Origin of the sequence: Agrobacterium sp. GD03872, assembly GCF_029840625.1 — a bacterium.
Classification (GTDB): domain Bacteria; phylum Pseudomonadota; class Alphaproteobacteria; order Rhizobiales; family Rhizobiaceae; genus Agrobacterium; species Agrobacterium fabrum_A.
The window spans coordinates 76,601-95,562 of the sequence record NZ_JAOCCY010000011.1; the positions used below are offsets into that span (position 1 = coordinate 76,601).

General features: G+C 61.5%; 21 protein-coding genes. 4 read left to right on the top strand and 17 right to left on the bottom strand.

Annotated features, from left to right (window positions below):
- Nucleotides 1–169: 169 nt before the first annotated feature.
- From N5D22_RS20160 to N5D22_RS20170, 3 genes are all read left to right on the top strand, one after another.
- Nucleotides 170–1,363: an efflux RND transporter periplasmic adaptor subunit gene (locus tag N5D22_RS20160; protein ID WP_279657474.1), complete on the top strand. Its 1,194-nt coding sequence runs from the start codon at nt 170–172 to the stop codon at nt 1,361–1,363.
- A gap of 13 nt (nt 1,364–1,376) precedes the next feature.
- Nucleotides 1,377–4,697, top strand: a complete 3,321-nt coding sequence (locus N5D22_RS20165; RefSeq protein WP_279657473.1) for an efflux RND transporter permease subunit — start codon at nt 1,377–1,379, stop codon at nt 4,695–4,697.
- A 422-nt stretch (nt 4,698–5,119) separates the two neighbouring features.
- Nucleotides 5,120–5,809, top strand: coding sequence for a Crp/Fnr family transcriptional regulator (locus N5D22_RS20170; RefSeq protein ID WP_279657472.1), 690 nt, complete (start codon nt 5,120–5,122; stop codon nt 5,807–5,809).
- Between the two features lie 70 nt (nt 5,810–5,879).
- Here N5D22_RS20170 and N5D22_RS20175 read toward each other — a convergent pair whose 3' ends face one another.
- The 16 genes from N5D22_RS20175 to urtE all read right to left on the bottom strand — a co-directional run bounded on the left by N5D22_RS20175 (nt 5,880) and on the right by urtE (nt 17,515).
- On the bottom strand, nt 5,880–6,704 hold the full coding sequence (locus tag N5D22_RS20175) for an MBL fold metallo-hydrolase (RefSeq protein WP_279657471.1): 825 nt from the start codon (nt 6,702–6,704) through the stop codon (nt 5,880–5,882).
- Between the two features lie 3 nt (nt 6,705–6,707).
- Nucleotides 6,708–7,319: an urease accessory protein UreG gene (gene ureG, locus N5D22_RS20180; protein WP_003520595.1), complete on the bottom strand. Its 612-nt coding sequence runs from the start codon at nt 7,317–7,319 to the stop codon at nt 6,708–6,710.
- Nucleotides 7,320–7,574: 255 nt separating this feature from the next.
- Nucleotides 7,575–8,246, bottom strand: coding sequence for an urease accessory protein UreF (locus N5D22_RS20185; protein WP_279657470.1), 672 nt, complete (start codon nt 8,244–8,246; stop codon nt 7,575–7,577).
- Nucleotides 8,247–8,249: 3 nt separating this feature from the next.
- Nucleotides 8,250–8,735, bottom strand: a complete 486-nt coding sequence (gene ureE, locus N5D22_RS20190) for an urease accessory protein UreE (protein WP_003520598.1) — start codon at nt 8,733–8,735, stop codon at nt 8,250–8,252.
- 297 nt (nt 8,736–9,032) lie between these two features.
- Complete coding sequence (locus tag N5D22_RS20195) at nt 9,033–9,569, bottom strand: peroxiredoxin (RefSeq protein WP_279657469.1); 537 nt, start codon at nt 9,567–9,569, stop codon at nt 9,033–9,035.
- A gap of 143 nt (nt 9,570–9,712) precedes the next feature.
- Nucleotides 9,713–10,393 carry a TIGR02117 family protein gene (locus tag N5D22_RS20200; RefSeq protein WP_279657468.1) on the bottom strand — a complete coding sequence of 227 codons (681 nt, stop codon included), beginning with the start codon at nt 10,391–10,393 and terminating at the stop codon, nt 9,713–9,715.
- A gap of 9 nt (nt 10,394–10,402) precedes the next feature.
- On the bottom strand, nt 10,403–12,112 hold the full coding sequence (ureC, locus tag N5D22_RS20205) for an urease subunit alpha (protein ID WP_279657467.1): 1,710 nt from the start codon (nt 12,110–12,112) through the stop codon (nt 10,403–10,405).
- A 4-nt stretch (nt 12,113–12,116) separates the two neighbouring features.
- The gene (locus N5D22_RS20210; RefSeq protein WP_279657466.1) at nt 12,117–12,761 is read right to left on the bottom strand and encodes a Urease operon accessory protein; all 645 of its coding nucleotides are present in this window, start codon (nt 12,759–12,761) and stop codon (nt 12,117–12,119) included.
- 4 nt (nt 12,762–12,765) lie between these two features.
- Complete coding sequence (locus N5D22_RS20215; protein ID WP_279657465.1) at nt 12,766–13,188, bottom strand: lysozyme inhibitor LprI family protein; 423 nt, start codon at nt 13,186–13,188, stop codon at nt 12,766–12,768.
- Between the two features lie 3 nt (nt 13,189–13,191).
- The gene (locus tag N5D22_RS20220; protein WP_003520606.1) at nt 13,192–13,548 is read right to left on the bottom strand and encodes a GFA family protein; all 357 of its coding nucleotides are present in this window, start codon (nt 13,546–13,548) and stop codon (nt 13,192–13,194) included.
- A gap of 1 nt (nt 13,549) precedes the next feature.
- Nucleotides 13,550–13,855, bottom strand: coding sequence for an urease subunit beta (locus N5D22_RS20225; protein WP_020808767.1), 306 nt, complete (start codon nt 13,853–13,855; stop codon nt 13,550–13,552).
- 19 nt (nt 13,856–13,874) lie between these two features.
- Nucleotides 13,875–14,132 carry a DUF1272 domain-containing protein gene (locus tag N5D22_RS20230; protein ID WP_279657464.1) on the bottom strand — a complete coding sequence of 86 codons (258 nt, stop codon included), beginning with the start codon at nt 14,130–14,132 and terminating at the stop codon, nt 13,875–13,877.
- A 9-nt stretch (nt 14,133–14,141) separates the two neighbouring features.
- Nucleotides 14,142–14,444: an urease subunit gamma gene (locus tag N5D22_RS20235; RefSeq protein ID WP_279657463.1), complete on the bottom strand. Its 303-nt coding sequence runs from the start codon at nt 14,442–14,444 to the stop codon at nt 14,142–14,144.
- Between the two features lie 108 nt (nt 14,445–14,552).
- Nucleotides 14,553–15,404 carry an urease accessory protein UreD gene (locus tag N5D22_RS20240; RefSeq protein WP_279657462.1) on the bottom strand — a complete coding sequence of 284 codons (852 nt, stop codon included), beginning with the start codon at nt 15,402–15,404 and terminating at the stop codon, nt 14,553–14,555.
- Nucleotides 15,311–16,564, bottom strand: coding sequence for a PHB depolymerase family esterase (locus N5D22_RS20245; protein ID WP_279657461.1), 1,254 nt, complete (start codon nt 16,562–16,564; stop codon nt 15,311–15,313). The genes N5D22_RS20240 and N5D22_RS20245 overlap by 94 nt, the downstream gene beginning before the upstream one ends.
- Nucleotides 16,565–16,819: 255 nt before the next feature.
- Nucleotides 16,820–17,515 carry an urea ABC transporter ATP-binding subunit UrtE gene (gene urtE / locus N5D22_RS20250; protein WP_279657460.1) on the bottom strand — a complete coding sequence of 232 codons (696 nt, stop codon included), beginning with the start codon at nt 17,513–17,515 and terminating at the stop codon, nt 16,820–16,822.
- Between the two features lie 250 nt (nt 17,516–17,765).
- Between urtE and N5D22_RS20255 the strand changes: the two genes are divergently transcribed.
- Nucleotides 17,766–18,050 (top strand): GIY-YIG nuclease family protein, encoded by a 285-nt coding sequence (locus tag N5D22_RS20255; protein ID WP_059754500.1) that lies wholly within the window; start codon nt 17,766–17,768, stop codon nt 18,048–18,050.
- A gap of 149 nt (nt 18,051–18,199) precedes the next feature.
- On the opposite strand, the gene urtD is transcribed toward N5D22_RS20255, so the two are convergent.
- A complete protein-coding gene (gene urtD, locus N5D22_RS20260) occupies nt 18,200–18,961 on the bottom strand; it encodes an urea ABC transporter ATP-binding protein UrtD (protein ID WP_020808761.1) in 762 nt (253 codons plus the stop codon).
- Nucleotide 18,962: the final 1 nt, after the last annotated feature.

Sequence of the window (18,962 nt, forward strand, 5' to 3'; positions counted from 1 at the left end):
AAAGCACTCGGCAAAGGTGCTTGAGATTCGCGTTGAGGGGCGTTTGAATCGGGAGGATCGAAAAGGAAGTATTGTGATCCCTTGTTTCACATTCGCCATCGCATGACCTTTTGAGATACGGCCCCGAGCCTGCAGGACATGTGAGCGAATATTGCGCGAGCCAAGACACATGCAGCATAAAGTCACGTTTAACCGCTTTGTATTCCTGCTTCTTTCCGCAACGGCGCTCCCTTTTTCCGCAGCCGCCCAAGGAGAGGTGCAGGCGCCGGTCAAACAGCAGAACCTGCCCTCCATCATCGTCGCGCATGCCGCAAAACGCGATCTCGTGGACCGCATCATCGCCACCGGCACGATCCGTCCCGTGGACGAGATTTACGTCCAGCCGCTGGTCGACGGCCTGTCGATCGACACGCTGAATGCCGATATCGGCGACCGGGTGGAAGCGAATTCGGTTCTGGCCGTGCTGTCCTCCGACAGCCTCGTGCTGCAAAAGAGCCAGCTTGAGGCCAACAAGGCCAAGGCTGAAGCCTCCGTCACCCAGTCGAAGGCGCAGGTGCTGGAAGCGCAGGCCAATCTCAACGATGCCCTTCGCCAGCGCGACCGCGCCGCCAAGCTCGGCCAGAGCGGTTCCGGCTCCGTTTCCGAGACGGAAAAGACCGAGGCAGCCGCTCAAGTGGCGCAGGCCCGCCTGGATGCGGCCAAACAGGCCGTTTCCGCCGGCGAGGCAGACATCAAGGTCGTCGACGCGCAGATTGACGACATCGATCTGAAGCTGACGCGCACCGGCGTGAAAACCCCGGTCGCCGGCATCGTCTCCGCCAAGAACGCCAAGGTCGGCGCCATCGCCAGCGGCGCCGGCAATCCGCTGTTTACCGTCATCAAGGACGGGGCGATCGAACTCGTCGCCGATCTGTCCGAAACCGATATCCAGAAGGTCAAGGCGGGCCAGAAAGCCTATTTGACGGTTGCCGGCGGAGCTGAGAAAATAGAGGGCAAGGTGCGCCTCGTTTCGCCCACCGTCGATCCGACGACGCGCCTCGGCTCCGTGCATGTGGTTCTGCCGAACGACAGCCCGGCGCGCTCCGGCATGTATGCCAGCGCGGCGATCATCGTCGAGGAGACGAATGCGCTCGCTTTGCCGCTGTCGGCCGTCACCTCCGGGCGTGAGGGCTCGACCACCCGCAAGGTGGAAGGTGATGTCGTCAAGCAGGTGAAGATCGAGACCGGCATCGAAGACGGCGGTTTCATCGAGATTGTCAGCGGTCTTGCCGCTGGCGACAAGGTTGTCGAGAAGGCTGGGGCATTCGTGCGTGATGGTGACCGGATAAAGCCGGTTGAAGCCCAGACGGCTGCGTCCAACTGACTGAGGGATTGAAATGAACTTTTCCGCATGGTCAATCCGTAACCCGATTGCGCCGCTGCTCGGCTTCGCGCTTTTGATGATCCTCGGCATGCAGGCGTTCAACACGCTGCCGATCACCCGTTTTCCGAATATCGACGTTCCCGTCGTCGCCGTCACCGTGACCCAGAGCGGCGCTTCGCCGTCCGAGCTGGAAATGCAGGTGACGAAGGAGATCGAGGACGCCGTCGCCGCCATTAGCGGCGTCGACGAAATCCAGTCCACCGTGGTCGACGGCCAGTCGACGACGACTGTTGTCTTCCGCATCGAAAAGCCGACGGAAGAAGCGGTTCAGGACACCAAGGACGCCATCGACAAGATCCGCAGCGATCTGCCCGCCGATATCGAAGTGCCCGTCGTCAGCAAGATCGACGTCGAGGGCCAGGCGATCCAGACCTTTGCCGTCTCTTCGCCCAACATGACGCTGGAGGAACTGTCCTGGTTCGTGGATGACACGATCAAGCGTTCGCTCCAGGGCCAGTCCGGCATCGGCAAGGTCGACCGTTACGGCGGCGCCGACCGCGAGGTGCGCGTTTCGCTGAGCCCGGAAAAGCTCGACGCCTATGGCATCACCGCCACCGAGGTGAACAGCCAGCTGCGCGGCACCAACATCGATCTCGGCTCCGGCCGCGGCCAGGTCGGCGGTAACGAACAGACCATCCGCACGCTCGGCGATACGCGCGATGTGAGCCAGCTCGCCAACACCACGATTGCGCTTTCCAACGGCCGTTTCGTCAAGCTTTCAGAGCTCGGCACGGTCTCGGATACCTATGAGGAGCAGAAATCCTTCTCACGCTTCAACGGCAACCCCGCCGTCACCTTCGCGGTATTCCGCTCCAAGGGCGCGAGCGAGGTCTCGGTCGCCGAAACCGTGGCGGCAAGCCTCGATGAGGTGCGCAAGAATCATCCGGACGTCTCGATCGAAATGGTCGATGACGCCGTCTATTTCACCTATGGCAACTACAAGGCGGCGCTCGATACGCTGATCGAAGGCGCGATCCTCGCCGTCATCGTCGTCCTGCTCTTCCTGCGCAACTGGCGCGCAACCCTGATTGCCGCCGTGGCCCTGCCGCTTTCCGCGATCCCGACCTTCTGGATCATGGACATCATGGGCTTCTCGCTCAACCTCGTCAGCTTCCTCGCCCTGACGCTCGCCACGGGTATTCTCGTCGACGACGCCATCGTGGAAATCGAGAACATCGCCCGCCATATCAAGATGGGCAAGACCCCCTATCGGGCGGCGCTCGAAGCGGCGGACGAGATCGGCCTTGCCGTCATCGCCACCAGCTTCACCATCATCGCGGTCTTCGTGCCTGTCTCGTTCATGCCCGGCATTCCCGGTCAGTACTTCATCCAGTTCGGTCTCACCGTCGCCTTCTCGGTGTTCTTCTCGCTTGCCGTGGCCCGTCTCATCACACCCTTGATGGCGGCCTATCTGATGCGCGCCGAAGACGCGATGGACGATCACCACGACAATGACAGCCGGTTGATGAAGGCCTATACGCGCATGGTGACCGCCACCACCCGCAAGTGGTGGGCGCGCTATCTGACCCTGCTCGGCGCCATCGGCTTCCTCGTCGCTTCCGTCGTTCTCCTTGCCGGCGTTCCGGGCAGCTTCCTGCCGCCGGACGACGCCTCGCGCGTGACGCTTTCGGTGGAACTGCCGCCCAATGCGACGCTCGATGAAACCGACCGGACGACGACGCAGATTTACCACGCCATCCGTGACATCAACGGCGTGGAAAGCGTCTTCATCCTCGGCGGCGCTTCGCCCAAGGGCGATCTGGAGCTTCGCCGCGCCACCGTCAACGTCATCCTCGAGCATATCGACCATTCGCTGCTGAAGGTGCTGGTCAACAAGGGTCTCGGCTCCATTCCGCTCATCGGCCAATATCTGCCGAAGGTGGAGGAAAAGGGCCGCTTACGTCCACAATGGGACGTGGAACGGGATATTTTCGCGCAGGTGCGCGGCATTCCGGATGTCCGCATCATCAAGCTGAACGACCGTGCGGAACGCGAGCTCTCCTTCAACTTCCTCTCGACCAACGAGAAGGATCTGAACGACGCCGTCGGTGTGCTTGAAAGCCGCCTGCGCGCCTCGCCCATCCTCGCCAATGTCAGCTCGGAAGGTGCGTTGCCCCGCCCCGAGCTGCAGATCCGCCCGCGCAAGGATGAGATCGCCCGCCTCGGCATCACGCCGCAGCAGATTTCGCAGACCGTGCGTGTCGCCACCATCGGCGATATCGATGCGCAGCTGACGAAGATCTCGCTGGATGACCGGCAGATTCCGATCCGCGTGCAGGCCTCGCTCGATACCCGCCGCGATCTCGCCACCATCCGCGCGCTGAAGATCAAGACCGCCTCCGGGTCGCTGGTGCCGCTCTATAGCGTTGCCGATATCGACTATTCGGAAGGTCCAAGCTCGATCAAGCGCAACGATCGCAACCGCGTCGTCTCCATCGGCTCCGACGTTCCCTTCGGCACGGCGCTCGATACATCGACGGCCGAGTTCAAGCGCATCGTGTCGGAAACCGACCTGCCGGCAAGCGTTCGCCTTGCCGAAAGCGGCGACGCCAAGGTGCAGGGCGAAATGCAGCAGGGCTTCGTCAACGCCATGCTGCTTGGCCTGATGCTGGTGCTGGTGGTGCTCATCCTGCTGTTCAAGGATGTCATCCAGCCCTTCACCATCCTGTTCTCGCTGCCGCTTGCCATCGGCGGCGTGGCCGTCGCGCTCATCATCACGCAGAACGCGCTGTCCATGCCCGTTCTCATCGGCATCCTGATGCTGATGGGCATCGTGACGAAGAACGCCATCCTGCTGGTGGATTTCGCCATCGAAATGCGCCGTCACGGCATGGAACGGGTGCATGCCATGGTCGAGGCCGGCCGCAAGCGCGCGCGCCCGATCATCATGACCTCCATCGCCATGTCGGCCGGCATGTTGCCTTCCGCACTCGGCGTCGGCGAAGGCGGCTCCTTCCGCGCGCCGATGGCGATTGCGGTGATCGGCGGCATCATCGTCTCGACGGTGCTGTCGCTCATCGTGGTGCCGGCCTTCTTCCTGATCATGGACGACCTGTCGCGCCTTCTCGCCCACCTTTTCGGCCGCTTCGTCGGCAAGAAGGAAGAGGAGGAAGAGGCCCTCTCCAACGAGAAACTGTCGGAGATCGCCCGCGAAAACAGCCTGGCGCTCTCCTCGCTGGAGGCGCGCGTCGCCAGCATGGAAAAGGGCGCCGGCGACAAGGCCGCGGACAAGGGCAGCAACATATTGCGGCTGCCGCCGCTTGCTGCGGAGTGAGAGTTGCGACTTAGAGATTTGAAATGCCGGGTCCTGTACCCGGCATTTCTTTTTGTGGCAAAATCCCTCTTCCGTCATCCTCGGGCTTGACCCGAGGATCCATGACGCCGCCAGTTTACGGTCGAGGGATAGATCCTCGGGTCAAGCCCGAGGATGACATCGAGCAAGTGGAAATTTTCCACGACTGAAGCTGAGGCACAACTGCCGCCCCGCCGCATCTCTCCCCCCGACCTAACAACACCAGAACCCATTTGATCGAAATCAATTCGCTTTCCAGGTGAACTGCTAATCTCCCTCGCATCGGGAATTGCCGGTCGAGGGATAATGCGATGAGTTCTGTGCAGATAGGCGCGAGGGAAAAGGAACATCCCCGGTTTCGTATTGCTTCAGACAGCCCGGCAAAAGGTTTGAGCGGGAGCCGGATGGACGTGAACAAGACCGTGAAGCTGAGCAACAGGGACAGGAACATTCTGCTGCGTGCCCCCCTGATCGGGATAGCGGATGATGCGGCGGCGCTGAAGCTGATGGAGGCGGCGACCATCGCCAATGTAAACGCCCGCCACGTGCTCTTCAAGGAAGGCGAAGCGGCGCAGCATTTCTACTGTGTCCTGTCGGGTTATATCAGGCTTTACCGGCTCGACCGGCACGGGCGCGAGGCGGATGTGCGCGTCAGCGGCCCCGGCGATACTTTCAACGAATGCCTGATTTTCGGCAGCGATACCTATCGTTACAGCGCGCAGGCGGCGGAAAGCTGCACCGTGGCGCGGTTCGAACTTGCGAGAATTCGCGGCCTGATCGATCAGGAGCCGGCCATCGCCAGGGCTGTCATGCGCTGCCTGTCCAACAGCCTGCTGGCCACCATGGACTGCATCGCCAACGACCGGCTGCAGACGGCGCCGCAACGTGTCGCCCACTATCTCATCAACCAGGGCCCGCGCGACGCGACATCCTTTTCGCTGCGGCTGCCGTTCCAGAAAAGCCTGCTCGCCGGCAAGCTCGGCCTTGCGCCGGAAGCGCTGTCGCGCGCCTTTTCAGCACTGAAAAAGGCCGGCGTCACCGTGCGCGGCCGCATCGTGCAGGTCAATGACGTCGCCGCATTGAAGAAGATCTGAAAATACCGGGAGAGGACGATGGGCGGGATGCCTTAGCGCATTCCGCCCATTTGCATGTCCGAAATCGGAATCAGTCCGGTTGCGGCACGAAGCGGAAGCTGTCGCCCTGCCGCTCGACACGGAAAAATCCGCCGAGATGACCGCCCGACACCAGCCAGCCGCGATCGGCAGCCTCGGCCAGCGCCTTGAGGCGTGTTTGGTAACCAAGCGCGGCATCGATATCATAGACGAAACCGACACCGGGGTCCCTCACCTGCAATTCGCTGACATGCAGCACATCGCCCCACAATAACAGCCGCTCATCGCCATTGCCGATCAGGTAACCGGTATGTCCCGGCGTGTGGCCGGGCATGGCGATTGCCTCGATATCCTCGGCAACCACACCGATGGGGATCGGCCGCAGCATCGGGCCGCAAATGTCGAGCAGCCGCGCGGCAAGATCGAAGCCGCCCTGCCGGGCGGGCGGCACGGTCTTGCGCGCCTCCGCGCTGCTGAAAAATCCAAGATCGGCCTCGGGAACCCATATCTCCGCATTGGGAAAATAAGGCCGCTCACCATCGATAAGCCCCAGCGCATGGTCGCCATGAATATGGGTAAGGATGACACGCGTCACATCGGCCGGCTGAATGCCGGCGGCAATCATCGCCGCGCGGGCATGGCCATAGGCCTCACCCCAGGCCGTGCCGCAACCGGCATCGATCAGCCAGATGCCGTCAGGCCCGGGCAGCGCAAAGCAGTTGACGTCCATATCCACCGTTTCGCCCTGATGGCCCGCAAGAGCCGCAGCCAGCGCTTCGGCGCCCTGCCGGTGGATGAGATGGCCGACCGGCGCCTTGTAGACGCCGTCGACAAAACGGGAAACCTCGTAAGCGCCGAAACGGCGGGACATTGCCATATTTCAGAGCCCCCCCTGCTCTTTCAGGAAACCGACGATGCGATCCACGCCGTCGCCGCGTTTCATATCGGTGAACACGAAAGGCATGGCGTTGCGCATGCGGGTCGCATCGCTGTCCATGACGGTGAGGTCAGCACCGACATAGGGTGCGAGGTCCTTCTTGTTGATGACCAGCAGGTCCGAGCGGGTAATGCCCGGCCCGCCCTTGCGCGGAATTTCCTCGCCCTGGCAGACGGAGATGACGTAGATGGTGATATCGGCCAGATCGGGCGAAAAGGTCGCGGCGAGATTGTCGCCGCCGGATTCGATGAAGACCACATCGAGATCGGGAAAGCGCGCATTGAGCCCGGCAATCGCCTGCAGATTGATCGTCGCATCCTCACGAATGGCGGTATGCGGGCAACCGCCCGTCTCGACCCCGACGATACGCTCGGACGGCAGCGCCTGCATGCGCACCAGCGCCTCGGCATCTTCCTTGGTGTAGATATCGTTGGTGACGACCGCGACGGAATAATCCGCGCTCATCGCCTTGCAGAGCTTCTCCGTCAGCGCCGTCTTGCCAGAACCGACCGGCCCGCCAATGCCGACGCGCAGCGGCCCATTACCCGATTTCATCACTCTGTTCCCTTCGACATGCTTTGGTCTTGTTTCACCATAGTCCCTCAACGGGACGCTTCAATATATGCAAGGACCGTGCCGCGCGTTTCTTCTCCCCGCCGGGGAGAAGGTGGCCCGAAGGGTCGGATGAGGGGGTACCCTCTCCGAATATCGCTACCCTTGCCCCCTCATCCCGCTGCCGCGACCTTCTCCCCGGCGGGGAGAAGAAACAAGCGGCATCCGCTCGTTCAATACGATCGTCATGCAGCACGATCAGGACCGGAAAAGCCGGGTGCCCTGCGTTTCATGGCGCATGGTTGCCGTATCGGCGATGATCGTCGCGCTGCCGAGATCGTCGAGCGTGGATTGCATCGCCCGCGCGGCCATCTCCGCGATGATCGCCTCGCTTGCGGCCAGAATGGTAACGCCATCCTTCTGTCCCGCGACCCCAAGGCGGATGCCCGCTGAAAGGATCTGCGAGACGCCGGCATGCAAAAAGGCGGCGACCGTTTCCCTGAGCGGCACGGCGTGAGCGGAAGCAACCGCCCCGACGGCGACGGGATAGGGAACGTCTTTCGGCAGCAGGGCCAGAACCGCATGCGGCCATGCGCCGGCGGCGGCAACGAAAGCATCGCCCAGAAGCACCGTCTCACGATAGCGCTCCGCCGAGCCGGCCAGCGCCCGCGCCAGATCGGCCGTTTCGCTTAGGACGTTGGCCTCCCCCGCGCTTCGCCAGGCATGCGCCAGGAACACCGCATCGTTCCACAGGCTGCCGTGGCGCAGCAGCGTTTCGAGCCAATCGCGCAGGGCCGCCGCATCGCCGACGCGCCGATCCTCCACCGCCTTTTCAAGCCCGCCGGAATAGGAAAAACCACCGACAGGAAAAGCCGGCGACATCCAGGCCATGAGCCGCAGCAGCGCGGCAACGCCGCGATCTTCGCTCACGGCTCAGCCGTGATCGTGATGGTGATGGCCGTGGTCATGACCATGGGAATGGCCGCCATGGGCGTGGTAAGCGCCGCGCGCCGGCTGGAATGGCTCTTCCACCTCACGCACGGTGGCGCCCAGACCTTCCAGCATGGCGCGGATAACGTGGTCACGCAGGATGAGAATGCGTTCCTCCTCGATCTGCGCGGAGAGATGCCGGTTGCCCAGATGCCAGGCAAGCTCGATCAGGTGAAGACGGTCCTTCGCCTTGATTTCAAACAGCTTTTCATCCGCCGCACGGACCTCGATCAAGTCGCCGTTCTCCACCACCAGAAGATCGCCATGGGCAAACAGCACGGCTTCCTTCAGGTCCAGCATCACCATCTCGTCATTTTGCAAATGCAGCAGCTTGCGGCGCAGATGCCGCTGGTCATGCGCCAGGGTGACATAACCGGAAGCTTCGTCGGCAGGAGTTCCGGCCGGATGATAGGAGGTGACGCGCAGCATGGGATGATCCGTTTCAGAAACAGTCTTGGAGGTCTGATTTTTGCCGGATAGGCGGGGTGATTTCAAGGCGCGATTTCAGGGCACATGGCCACCAGAATGACAAAGCCCGGCATCACAGCCGGGCCAGGTGCAAACCTTTCTCCACTTTCGACGTCATCCTCGGGCTTGACCCGAGGATCCACCCGTCAGACGCCTATGGATCCTCGCCTCAAGGGCGAGGATGACGGAGGAAAGGTTTTCGCCTCCTGTCGGCACCCGAAGACACGGCACCGGTGCCGTGTCTTCGTAAAACCAAAATCAGGCTGCAGCGCGTGCCTTCAGGTTTTCCAGAATGTTCTGCGGCGCGGAAACGCCATAGGGGTCAGATTCGCAATTGTCCTGATAACCCTCTTCCTCGAACCACTGCTCGACGATGCCATCGTTGACGACGGCGGCGTAACGCCAGGAGCGCATGCCGAAACCGAGATTATCCTTGGCGACCAGCATGCCCATCTTGCGGGTGAACTCACCCGAACCGTCAGGAATGACCTTGACGTTTTCGAGGTTCTGGCCCTTTGCCCAAGCATTCATGACGAAGGCGTCATTGACCGACAGGCAATAGATTTCATCGACGCCGAGCGCGCGGAATTCACCCGCCAGCTTTTCGAAATCGGGAAGCTGGTAGGTAGAGCAGGTCGGCGTGAAGGCGCCGGGCAGCGAAAACAGAACGACCTTCTTGCCCTTGAAATAATCGTCGGAGGTCATGTCCTGCCAGCGGAACGGGTTGGGGCCGCCAACGGCCTCGTCGCGAATACGCGTGCGGAAGGTTACGGCGGGCACTTTTTTGCCGAGCATGTCTTGTCTCCTGTTCTGGCGTTTTACGCGGATCGCTTGGGATCGATCCGCGCGGAATTCTTTTGCCGTGTCCATAACGCAAGACGCGCTGCGGTGCAGCATAAAAATCGGATTCTCCGGAGGAAAACCGCGGCTTGCGACGATCAGTTATGCAGCGTCGCCGACCAGCGCAGAAGCAGCGGCAAGGGTGTCCACCAGCCGGTGCGAATACCGGCTTCCTGAAGCATCGCGGCCGACCATGTGTTGCAGCCGGCAAGGGCGTTGAACCAGCCCTTCGCCTCGAAAAACGCATCCGTCAGGCCATAGGAAACGCCTGATATCAGCCGCACCTTGCCCCCGTCCCTGCCATCGTCCCGCAGAAAACTTGCGCGAATGGCGGTTACGAGGCGCCGATAACCCGCTTCGGAAATGCGAAGGCGTTTCACCCCGGCGAGATCGGCGGGAAAATCCCCCGTCACATCCACATGCATCACCGACCGGTCGAGCGTCAGCGAGCGCAGGACCGGCATGGGTTTCAGATCGGCCCAGGTGGGCGTCTCGGTATAAAACGACCGGCCGCCCCAACCGAACACCAGATAGGCCGCTGCCGGATGATTGACGGCAATGCCGCCCTCCTGCAATTCGGAAAACACCCGCCGCAGATCGTCATCGACCGGCAGGGCGATGTCGGTATGGATCGGGTTGGACAATAGCAGGATTTCGCGATCCCTGACGCCGCTGGCATCGCCAGCGAAAAACGGGCGCGGTACGACGGTGCCGAGCACGAGAAGCAGGACAATCAGCAGCAGGCCGCCGCCGATGGATTTCAAGACGGTTCTGAACACGAAATGCCGTTAGAACAGGAAATAACGCTGCGCCATCGGCAGCACCGTTGCGGGTTCGCAGGTCAAAAGCTCGCCATCCGCCCGCACTTCATAGGTTTCCGGATCGACCTCGATATGCGGCGTCAGCGAATTATGGATCATCGACGCCTTGGAGATGCCGCCGCGGACATTCTTCACCGGCAGCAGCTTCTTGGCGACGCCGAGGCGCTGGGCAAGGCCGGCATCGAGCGACGCCTGCGACACGAAGGTGACAGAGGAATTGGTGCGCAGCTTGCCATAGGCGGCGAACATCGGCCGGTAATGCATCGGCTGCGGCGTGGGAATGGAGGCATTCGGATCGCCCATCGGTGCGGCGGCAATCGAGCCGCCGAGCAGCACCATCTCCGGCTTCACCCCGAAAAAGGCCGGGTTCCACAAGACAAGATCGGCGCGCTTGCCAACTTCGACGGAGCCGATCTCATGGCTGACACCCTGGGCGATGGCCGGGTTGATGGTATATTTGGCGATGTAACGGCGGACACGGAAATTGTCGTTTTCGCCGGTCTCTTCCTTGAGACGACCGCGCTGGCGCTTCATCTTGTCGGCCGTCTGCCAGGTGCGGATCGCCACTTCGCCGACACGGCCCATGGCCTGGCTGTCGGAAGAGATGATCGAAAACGCGCCGATATCGTGAAGAATATCCTCCGCCGCGATGGTTTCCTTGCGGATGCGGCTTTCGGCAAAGGCGATATCTTCAGGAATGGACGGCGAGAGATGGTGGCACACCATCAGCATGTCGAGATGTTCGGCGAGCGTATTGACGGTATAGGGCCGCGTCGGGTTGGTGGAAGACGGGATGACGTTGGGGTTGCCGCAAACCTTGATGATATCGGGCGCGTGCCCGCCGCCCGCGCCTTCGGTGTGGAAAGCATGGATGGTGCGGCCACGGATGGCGGCGACGGTGTCCTCCACGAAACCGCTTTCATTCAGCGTATCGGTGTGGATCATCACCTGCACATCGTATTGATCGGCCACCGTCAGGCAATTGTCGATGGCGGCCGGCGTCGTGCCCCAGTCTTCATGCAGCTTCAGCGAGGAGGCACCGGCAAGGATCATCTCTTCCAGCGGTGCGGGCAGCGAGGCATTGCCCTTGCCAGCCAGCGCCAGATTCATCGGAAAAGCATCGAAGCTTTCGATCATCCGCTCGATATGCCATGCGCCGGTGCAGGTGGTGGCAAGCGTGCCATGCGCCGGGCCGGAACCGCCGCCCAGCATGCAGGTCACGCCGCTCATCAGCGCTTCTTCGATCTGCTGCGGGCAGATGTAATGAATATGCGCATCCATGCCGCCGGCGGTCAGGATTTTGCCTTCGCCGGCAATCGCTTCCGTCGAGGGGCCGACGATGATCGTCACGCCGGGCTGCGTATCCGGGTTACCCGCCTTGCCGATGGCGTGGATGCGGCCGTTCTTCAGGCCCACATCCGCCTTGTAGATGCCGCTATGGTCAACGATCACCACATTGGTAATGACGGTATCGACAGCGCCTTCGGCCCGTGTCGCCTGGCTCTGGCCCATGCCATCGCGAATGACCTTGCCGCCGCCGAATTTTACTTCCTCGCCATAGGTGGTGTGGTCCTTCTCGATCTCGATGAAGAGTTCGGTATCGGCAAGACGCACCCTGTCGCCCACGGTCGGGCCGAACATGCCGGCATAGGCGGCGCGGGAAATCTTGTAGGGCATGGGCTCAGGCTCCTTCGGACGCGGAGAAAATCGATGTGGGAGAAATTCGTGTCAGCCTGCCCTCGCCCGCAAGGGCTTCGACCAGCTGTTGTTCGGCGGCAAATGGATGGCCGCTCCAGCCCCTATGGCCGAAACCGGCAATCGCCACCTCGTCCCCATCGTCGCTCACACTCTCGAGAACATGGGCGATGGCGACAAGACCGGTGCTGGGGCAGACATAGGGCGCGGGCGCATAAGCTTCGAGCGCGGCATCGAGCCTTTCATGCACGTCGCGCGGAATGACGACGTGGCTCTTGCCGGTTTCGCGGGCGATGGCTTCGAAGCTTTCGGTGTAATCGACGCAGAAATCGGTCAGTTCCGGCCAGCGTGCGCGTATATCAGGTTCCATTTCGGAAAACTTTGCGGGATCACGCACGGACCAGATGGCGACGGCCCGCCGCACGCCATCACTCTCGCGCCATTCGCTCCCCTCAGTCATCTCAAGGCCCGGCCGCCCGGTGTTGCAAACGGCCACCACATCGGTTCGCGTGCCGCCCGGCCCCAGCGACCGGCAATCGTTAAAGCGGATGACAATGTCGGATCGGTCGATGAAACCAGCCGCGCCCGGCGGCAATTCCCCGTTTCCGACAATCGTGATCCGCCGCCCCATGCGTTCAGAAACCTTCCGATAGCTGGCGCAGTTCTTCCGCCCGCTTGCCGCTCATATCGGCGAGGCAGGAGGAAATCAGCATCGGTTCCATCGAGCCGCCGCGCGCCTGGAAGCCTGAAAGCGCGCAATTGGCGTCACGAAACGCCACCCAGGCGCGCTGGGCAGCCACCAGAGCGTCGGTCGCACCCTTGCCATCTGCATCCGCCGCCTTGTCGCGCTCGGTGAGCAGCTTGCGCAGCTTCTGATATTCGGCGTTCAACTGCTTGTCGGCCTTTTCGTAATCCTTGCCGGCGCAGATGGTCATGTCCGCCTGCGTCTGCGGGGCCTTGCAATCCGGCTCGCCCTGCGCAGCGGCCGGCGTGGAAAAACCGGCGGTCGCGCTGAGCAGCGCAATCGCCATGAAGAGGTTTTTGCGGTTCATACCCATAGCTCAGGCCGCCGCGCCATCGAAAGCCTGCGGTTTCAGCGCCCGGGGATCGACACCATCGAGACAATTGGCGTTGACAGCCACCATCGGCGTGCCATCCGGCCCGTCGGCATAAGCAAAACTCTCGATACCGCAGGTGGAGCAGAAAAGATGATGGATCTTGTGCTTGTTGAAGAGATATTCCGCCAGCTTGTCCTCGCCGGAAAGCAGCGTGAATTTCTCACGCGGCGCGAAGGCGAGCGTGGAACCGAGACGCTTGCAGCGCGAACAATTGCAGACGATGGTGTGATCGAGATCGGCATCGACCTCGAAGCTCACATCGCCGCACTGGCAGCTTCCATGATAATGCGCCGTCGCCATTTCATAACCTCCCCATGACCTGTTGACGGAAACCATAAACCTCACGCTTGCCGGAAAGCGGCACCAGCGTCACTTCCCGCTTCTGGCCGGGTTCGAAACGAACCGCCGTGCCGGCGGGAATATCGAGGCGCATGCCGCGCGCCTTGTCTCGGTCGAAGAGCAGCCCGGCATTGGTCTCGAAGAAATGATAGTGGCTGCCCACCTGCACCGGCCGGTCGCCCGAATTGGCGACTTCGATGGTCACGGTCGGCTGGCCGGCATTCAGTTCGATGCTGCCTTCTGCGGCAATGATTTCGCCTGGTTTCATGGTGCTCCCCTTGTCTTTCTCAGGCGACCGTGGCTGCCGCGCAGCCTTCCGCCTTCAGCACCCGCTTTGTCGATGCCGGGTTGTTGATGAGCTTGGCCGCCGGACGAACGGGCCTGCGGACCAGCTCGCCGCCGCAATTCGGGCAGACGCCATCAAGCACGCCAGTCACGCAATCGACGCAGAAAGTGCATTCGAACGAGCAGATCATCGCATCCCTGTTATCGGGCGCAAGATCGCGGTCGCAGCATTCGCAATTGGGCCGAAGTTCCAGCGCCATGTCACCCCCTCAGCGGATCGGTTCGTGAACGGTCACCAGTTTGGTGCCATCGGGAAAGGTCGCTTCCACCTGCACATCATGGATCATCTCGGCGATGCCTTCCATCACCTGATCGCGGGAAATGACATGCGCGCCGGCTTCCATCAGCTCGGAAACGGCGCGACCGTCGCGGGCGCCTTCGACCACGAAATCGGTAATCAGCGCAATCGCTTCGGGATAGTTGAGCTTCACGCCGCGTTCCAGCCGGCGGCGCGCCACCATGGCGGCCATGGAAATCAGCAGCTTGTCTTTTTCTCTTGGGCTAAGGTTCATCGTGGTCCCGCAGCTTGGCGCCTGCCCCGCAAAAGCACGGTTGCGGCAGGCAGATCCGACGTGTTGACAGACACCGAAGGACGCCTGTCGCGGGGCAACCTTAGGGGTTTACAGATTCCAGACTTTCGGCACTGGCGCACCGTTTCGCAAGAGCGAAATGATCGGAAAAAGTAATTTTCTCAAGGAGAAACCATCTTCGGCGGAGACACGAACCACAAGCTTGCCCTGCCATTCGCTGGCGCCGCCGCTTTCTCCGGCAATAGCCCGGATTTTAGGCAGGAGCGCCTCGGCCAGCGGCCCGATATAAAGCAGCGTGGCAAAGGCCACCTGACCGGCCAGAACCGCCGGTTTCGCCGTCAGCGCCGCCACCTCGCCCTCAAGCAGAAGCTCCTCCGCATGCACCAGCCTGCCGCCATGGCGAATACGCCATCGGTCACGAAAGAGACCATGCGCCATCGCCTCGCCCATGGCCTGACGGCCGAGGAGCACGGCTTCGACGGCGATGAATTCGGAGGATTGATCGAGATCGGCTTCCAGCCGCCGGGTCAGTGACGCCCGGTCGAAGAGGATGGTTTCCTGCGGCAGCCAGTGCAGCTTCGCACCCGGCCCGGCGGAAACGCGGGCGGTGACAGCGGCGGTGCCGGAGGATGCCTTGTAGACCTTTTCGCAGGCCTGTGTGGTCACCACGAGCGAGGTGCCGGCGCCGGCAACCGCCTGCCATTCGATTTCGTCCCCGCCGGTCAGACCGCCGGAGGAATTGATGAGAATGGCCTCGGCCTCATTGGAAAAGGTTTCCGGCAGGCGGATTTTGGCGCAGCCTTCCTGGAACAGCTCGTCCAGCCGGCTGCGCCCTGCAACCGCCTTGGTTACAATGCGTCCTCTGCCACGGGCGCGCTGCTGCCGGACAGGTTGAGCGTCTTGGCGACCGGAAGGGCCGATGGCTTGCTGTTGCTGCTGCACGCGGTCTCCGAAGCGGTTGCGGAAGCGGAAGAGGCCTTTGCGCCGCAATCCTTCTTGACGACGGCATCCACGACCAGCTGCCCTTCCGTATTGCGGAAGAAATCCCACATTCTTTCGGCCGCATCAACCGTGCGCGTCACTTCGCCTGTGGGCATCTTACGCTCCACGGCCGGTTCGGCCTTCGGCGTCTGCTCGCCGCCCGGCTTGCGGGTAACGACGGCGCTCGCCGCCAGCACTTCCGCCTTCATGGTGGCGCGCGGCCAGGCGTGGTCCCAGTCGTTGATGACATAGGACTGAATGCGTGCGCCGGCCTTGCAGACATCATAGGAATTGACCGTGAAACTTTCGCCCACCTTGCTTTTGGCAGCGCCCTTGCAGCCGTCCATCTCGGCCCAGCGCTTCAGCGCCGTCTCGCCGCCATATTGCCAATAGGACTTGCCGCCGCCCTGATAGGGGTTAGCGGGATCCTTCAACCCGGCAAAGGCGATGATCGACATCGGCCGCGCCGGCGTGCAGCTTGCCGCATCCGGTGCCCATTTGCCCTCGGTCTCCAGCGGATAACCCGCGCGCAGCGAGGCGACGAAACCGGCAGCGGTGAAATCCGCGCTGCCATTGCAGATGAATTGCGACAGCATGCGCCCGCCGCCGGAATAACCGGAACCGTAAAAACGCTCCTCATCCACGCAGAACTTGCCCTTCACCATGGTGATGGCATCGCGAATGAAGCCGACCTCGTCCAGCCCGCCCGGACGCTTGGTAACACCGGGAACATTCCAGGCATGGGTGCCGGGCAATTCGCCATTCAGGCTGCCGGCCAGCGCCACGACCATGAGACCGTCGCGCTCGGCCAGCTTGTCCCAGCCGCTGCGGTTCAGCTGACCGTGCGGATTGCTGTTGGAGCCATGGAAATCGAACACGACAGGCAGCGGCTTTTTTCCGTCATAGGCCGAGGGAACAAAATAGACGCCGTCGCGTTTTTCACCGTTGGAGAGAATGGAAAAATCATGCCTGCCCGGTTCCATGCCGGGTCCGGGCAACTGACCGCAGGTCGATGCCGACGCTGCGACACTGGCGCTCGCGCACATCGCAAGACCCAGAAACAGGGTGCGGGCGGAGCGGAACAGCCGGGCGGCCCGGCCAATGGCAAAGTCTTGATTCATTGACACGCCTTTATTGGGCACGGTTTCCCCGACGATACGTCGGACGTGCGTGGAATGTAAGGGATCAACTGTCGCGGCGTGCGAATAGACTTTTCCTGTGTCTCGCATGCAGCATTTGCGCTGCCAATATCACAGGCAATTATTCAATGAAATGCTAAAATTACGCATGAAAGCCATGTCGAGACGCATAGGCTTTCAAAATATTAATCGGCCGTTTGCACGCCGTGATCGGCGCACAGGGGTTTTAGTCTCGATTTATACTGTCAGGTGACGCCGCGCTTCCGGCGTATCCAGCGTTTCGGCCAGCCCCTGATGCACGATTTCACCGCGGTCCATGATGTAGACGTAATCGGCAAGCTCGCGGCAGAAATCCAGATATTGCTCGACCAGCAGGATCGCCATGCCAGTGGAATCGCGCAGATATTTGATCGCCCGGCCGATATCCTTGATGATCGACGGCTGAATGCCCTCGGTCGGCTCGTCGAGAACAAGGATCTTCGGCCGCGTCACCAAAGCCCGGCCAATGGCGAGCTGCTGCTGCTGGCCGCCGGAGAGATCGCCGCCGCGCCGCGACAGCATGGATTGCAGCACCGGAAACAGGCTGAAAATATCGTCGGGAATGAACCGTTCCTTGCGCGGCAGCGGCGCATAACCGCTTTCGAGATTCTCCTGCACGCTGAGCAGCGGAAAGATTTCCCGCCCCTGCGGCACGTAGCCGACGCCGCGCTTGGCCCGGTGGTAAGGCGCCAGCCCATCCAGCGCTGCCCCTTCAAAGCTGATCGTCCCGCCACTGATGGCGTGCTGGCCGGTAACGGCCCGCAGCAGCGAGCTTTTGCCCACCCCGTTGCGGCCGAGGACACAGGTGATCCTGCCCATCTCCGCCGTCAGCGAAACGCCGCGCAGGGCCTGCGCCGCGCCGTAATGGAGGTTGATGTTGTCGACGTTCAGCATGGTGCTACCTTGTCTGAAAAAGCTTGATGGGCGCGTGGATCCTCGGGTCAAGCCCGAGGATGACGTGGAGGTGGAACGGACGGGAGGCGACATTGCCAAATGCGGATTTCGGCGCGCAATTTTGCCGTACTGAAGGGGTCACAATCGAGCGAAAATTTCTTGTAACATTGCCGGAATAATCTCCAGACGTCACCTCCGCCCACCCGTCATCCTCGGGCTTGACCCGAGGATCCACTTCCAGGAACACACCGTGGCCGGCTTCGTCTACATCGTCGCAAGCGGCAGACACGGAACGCTTTATATCGGCGTGACGTCGAATCTCGAGCAGCGAGTTTACGAGCACCGCGAAGGACTGACGAAGGGATTTACCAGCCGATATGGGTGTACGAAGCTCGTCTGGTATGAGGAGCATATGAGCATCGGCACCGCGATCCAGCGGGAAAAATCGTTGAAACGCTGGTATCGCGACTGGAAGATAAAGCTGATTGAAGATTTTAATCCGAGTTGGCGTGATCTTTATGAGGAGTTCGGCTGAGGGTTTGGATGTGGATCCTCGGGTCAAGCCCGAGGATGACGGCAGCGAATGGGGCACAGGCGATACCATACGCACTGACGTCATCCTCGGGCCTGACCCGAGGATCCACAGCGGCAAACGCCCAAGTGTTGGTGTAATACGCCGCACCATCACCGCCCCAGATAATTCTCGATCACCTTCGGATCGTTCGACACAAAATCGATCGATCCCTCAGCCAGCACCGAGCCTTCGGCAAGGCACGTCACCTTCACCCCCAGTTCGCGGATGAAACCCATGTCGTGTTCCACCACCACCACCGAACGGGTCTTGGCGATTTCCTTCAAAAGCACGGCGGTTTCGGCGGTTTCCGCATCCGTCATGCCGGCCACCGGCTCGTCCACCAGCAAGAGCTTCGGCTCCTGCGCCAAGAGCATGCCGATTTCCAGCCATTGTTTCTGGCCGTGCGAGAGGTTGGCGGCGAGATCGCCGCGGCGGTGGCCGAGGCGCACGGTGGCGAGGATTTCCTCGATGCGGGCCTTGTCTTCCTCCGTCAGCCGGTAAAACAGCGTCGCGAAGACGCCGCGCTTGCGATTGAGCGCCAGTTCCAGATTGTCCCAGACGGTATGGCTTTCAAACACCGTCGGTTTCTGGAACTTCCGCCCGATGCCGAGCTGGGCGATATCCGCCTCGTCCTTTTTGGTGAGGTCGATGCTGTCTTCGAACAGGACCGTGCCCGTATCCGGCCTTGTCTTGCCGGTGATGATGTCCATCATCGTCGTCTTGCCCGCACCGTTCGGGCCGATAATGGCGCGCAGCTCGCCGGGCTCCACCACGAAGGAGAGGGAATTGAGCGCCCTGAAACCATCGAAGGACACCGAGACGCCGTCGAGATAAAGCAGGCTTTTCGTTCTGTTTTCGGAAATCGTGTTCATG